2 protein-coding genes are annotated in these 3220 nt (G+C 42.5%); both read left to right on the top strand.

The window, feature by feature from the left end; translation table 11 throughout:
• The coding region (locus ACM0OS_RS28585) for a sensor histidine kinase (protein ID WP_414546557.1) at nt 1-1006 on the top strand (1006 nt) is incomplete at its 5' end.
• 138 nt (nt 1007-1144) lie between these two features.
• The gene (locus tag ACM0OS_RS28590; protein ID WP_414546558.1) at nt 1145-3169 is read left to right on the top strand and encodes a carbamoyltransferase; all 2025 of its coding nucleotides are present in this window, start codon (nt 1145-1147) and stop codon (nt 3167-3169) included.
• Nucleotides 3170-3220: the final 51 nt, after the last annotated feature.

The following is a 3220-nucleotide window of genomic DNA, read 5'->3' on the forward strand; positions in this document are numbered from 1 at the left end:
TCAGTCAGACTCCTGGTATACAAGCGGTTCAAGACTTTTCTGCACCACTAAGCTTTTACAGTCAAGAGAACAGTTGAAGGAACAAAAACAGCAGCTAGAAGCCACTTTAAAGGAACTTAAACAAACTCAAACTAAACTGATTCAAGCAGAAAAAATGTCGAGCTTAGGACAGTTAGTTGCGGGAATAGCCCATGAAATTAATAACCCAATTAATTTTATTTATGGCAATATAATTCATGCCAATGATTATATTAAAGAGTTATTGAATTTAGTTAATCTCTATCATCAAAACTATTCTGTGCCAGCAGAGGATATTCAAAAACAAATCAAAAAAATAGACCTCATTTTTCTGCTTGAAGACTTACCTAAACTCATGACTTCTATGCAAATGGGGGCAGATCGGATTTGCGAAATAGTACTTTCTTTACGAAATTTTTCTCGTTTGGATGAAGCAGAAATTAAACCTGTGGATATCCATGAAGGAATTAATAGTACTTTAATGATTTTACATAGTCGTCTCAAGGTAACTAACGATCGCCACTTTATTCAAGTAATTAAAGAGTACGGCGAATTGCCACAGGTGGAGTGTTATGCAGGACAACTAAATCAAGTGTTTATGAACTTGCTGAGTAATGCCATTGATGCAGTTGTCTCTCGCTGTAAGTCTGAAGTAATCAATGAGGAAACTCAGCTTCAGTTAATACCAGAGGAAGAAACAGAACTATCTTCTTTCATCCCCACTATTAAAATTCACACCGAAGTTATTTGTGATGCTTATGTGGCAATTCGGATAATTGATAATGGTACTGGTATGACTGAATTGATTAAAAAGCACATATTTGATCCATTTTTCACAACAAAACCTGTGGGTCAAGGGACAGGCTTGGGTCTTTCCATCAGCTACCAAATAATTGTTGAAAAGCACGGTGGCATGTTGGAATGTTATTCAGAGTTAGGCAAAGGAACAGAGTTTTTAATTAAGTTGCCAATTGTGCTTTCACATTAAAACTATATTTTTAGACTACATGGGTACATTGTCGCCGCTCACTTGACTCATAACGGCAGTTTAAGAGAATTTTTGTTCGGTCATGATTTGGCAGCAAGCTTCTGTTTATTAACACTTATTGAGTGAAAAGATAAAACAATGTCACAGTACCATATGGGAATTAATTTAGGGCATGAGCGCTCAGTGGCGATCGCTCAGGATGGAAAAATTGCGGTGGCTATTGAGCAAGAACGTTTAGACCGCCACAAACATAGTCCTGGTTATATGCTTCATGCTCCTGGTGTAGCAGCCCAAATGCAGATTCCCGCAGAAGCCATGCGTTATTGTTTGGATGCTTGTCACATCACTATGAGCGATTTGGCGACAATCACGGCTAATATGCCTGGTTATGATTGTGCGCCTGATATTCTGCGCCGGGTATTACCTGCGGAAATCACCGATAAAGTGATGCGAATTCCTAGCCATCACTTAGCTCACGCCTATTCTGCCTACTGGCCTTCAGGATTTGATGAAGCATTGATCTTGTCTGTAGATGCTACAGGTAGCACCACTCCCGCCCATTGTACCGAATCTTATACCCTCTATGAAGGCAGGGGACAGACAATTACAACGCTGCATAACGAAATGGTTGCAGCTCATTTAGCTCAACTTTCCACCCTCGGCTTTGTTTATGAGTACATCACTCGCAAAGCTGGGTTTGTGACCAAAGTTGGCGATAAAATTCAGCACGCCGAAGCTGGCAAACTCATGGGTTTAGCTCCCTACGGCGGCGACCAAATCAATTGGCATTCTTGGATTCGGACTGTAGAAGATTCTTATAGCCTGAAAATTTCTGCCTACGATATCTTTTTGGAAGTCGCGGCACTAGAAAAGCGTTATGACAATGGTGAAGGTAAACCGTACCTACGTCCTTATTTAGTTGACCTCGCCTATAAGGTGCAAAAAGAATTAGAACAGGCACTATTGCATATTGTCGGTTTGGCTATCAAACGTACCGGACTGCGAAAGCTATGTATTGCAGGTGGCGTAGGCTTGAACTCTGTAGCTAACTACCAACTTTTACGCCAATTACAACTGGATGATATTTTTATTTTCCCCGCAGCTGGAGATAGTGGCATTGCTGCCGGTTGTGCTTTATGGGCATACCACACTGTCGGCGCGGGACAAAAGCGCGTATCTCTGACACGGGCTACCCTTGGTCGTCAGTATAGCCGTGAGCAAATTACTCAGGCAATTCAACACTTCCAAGATTCTATTCAGGTGGAGGAGTTAACTACAGATGAGATGATTGCTCGTAGTGCTAAAGCCCTAGCACAAGGCAGTATTGTGGCTCGCTTTGAAGGTGGTGCCGAGTATGGGCCACGAGCTTTGGGACATCGGTCAATTATGGCTGACCCTACCTTTAAAAGAATGAAAGACATTTTAAATATGCGGGTCAAGTTCCGCGAAGCATTTCGTCCCTTCGCACCGGTGATTCCTGTAGAAGCAGTTTCTCAGGTGTTTGAGCAGCAAGTTGCCGCCCCGTTTATGTTACTTGTACCCCCACTGAAGCCAGAATATCAAGAGAAACTACCAGCCATTACCCATGTAGATGGTACAGGACGGGTGCAAACAGTTACAGAATCAGAAAATCCCTACTTTTATCGACTTTGCTACAAATTGGTGGAAGAACGCCAGGGGCCGCCGGTGTTACTCAACACCAGTTTTAATGTAGCAGGTCAGCCAATTATCGAAACAACATTAGAGGCGATCGCCACTTTTCTGGGTACAGATATTGATTATTTAGCAATAGAGAACTTTTGGATTTGTAAACGACACGTACCTGTGCGTAGTTATGAAGAGCATCTGACAAAGGTTGGTGAAGTTGTACTACCTCGTGGACTACCCCCCCATGCACCTGATGTGACTGATTTAATGGCAAAACTAGACCGGGCCTTATTCTTTGGTGAGACTGTGGGTTGTCCTTGGACTCCAGAAGAGTTGCAGGTACTTTCTGCCCAGGGCGCTCAATATAAAGAAACCAGCGAACTGTTTCCAGAAAATCCCTTCATTGGTTCATTGCAGACAAAGCTTTCTAGTGATGTCATTCTACTACTTGACCCGTTAAACAAATCGACTCTGGTCGATCTCAAACAACAAGTACCCCCCTCAAGCTACACCTAGGGTGTTGATTTTGTGGGAGAGATGCTCAAAATTTTTCATGCAGTTTCTGTG

It is taken from the genome of Nostoc sp. CCY0012 (genome assembly GCF_963920855.1).
Classification (GTDB): Bacteria; Cyanobacteriota; Cyanobacteriia; order Cyanobacteriales; family Nostocaceae; genus Cyanocohniella.

Bases quoted from the DNA above. Each gene is read 5' to 3' on its own strand.
- ACM0OS_RS28590 (WP_414546558.1), top strand. From the start codon at position 1,145: ATGTCACAGTACCATATGGGAATTAATTTAGGGCATGAGCGCTCAGTG.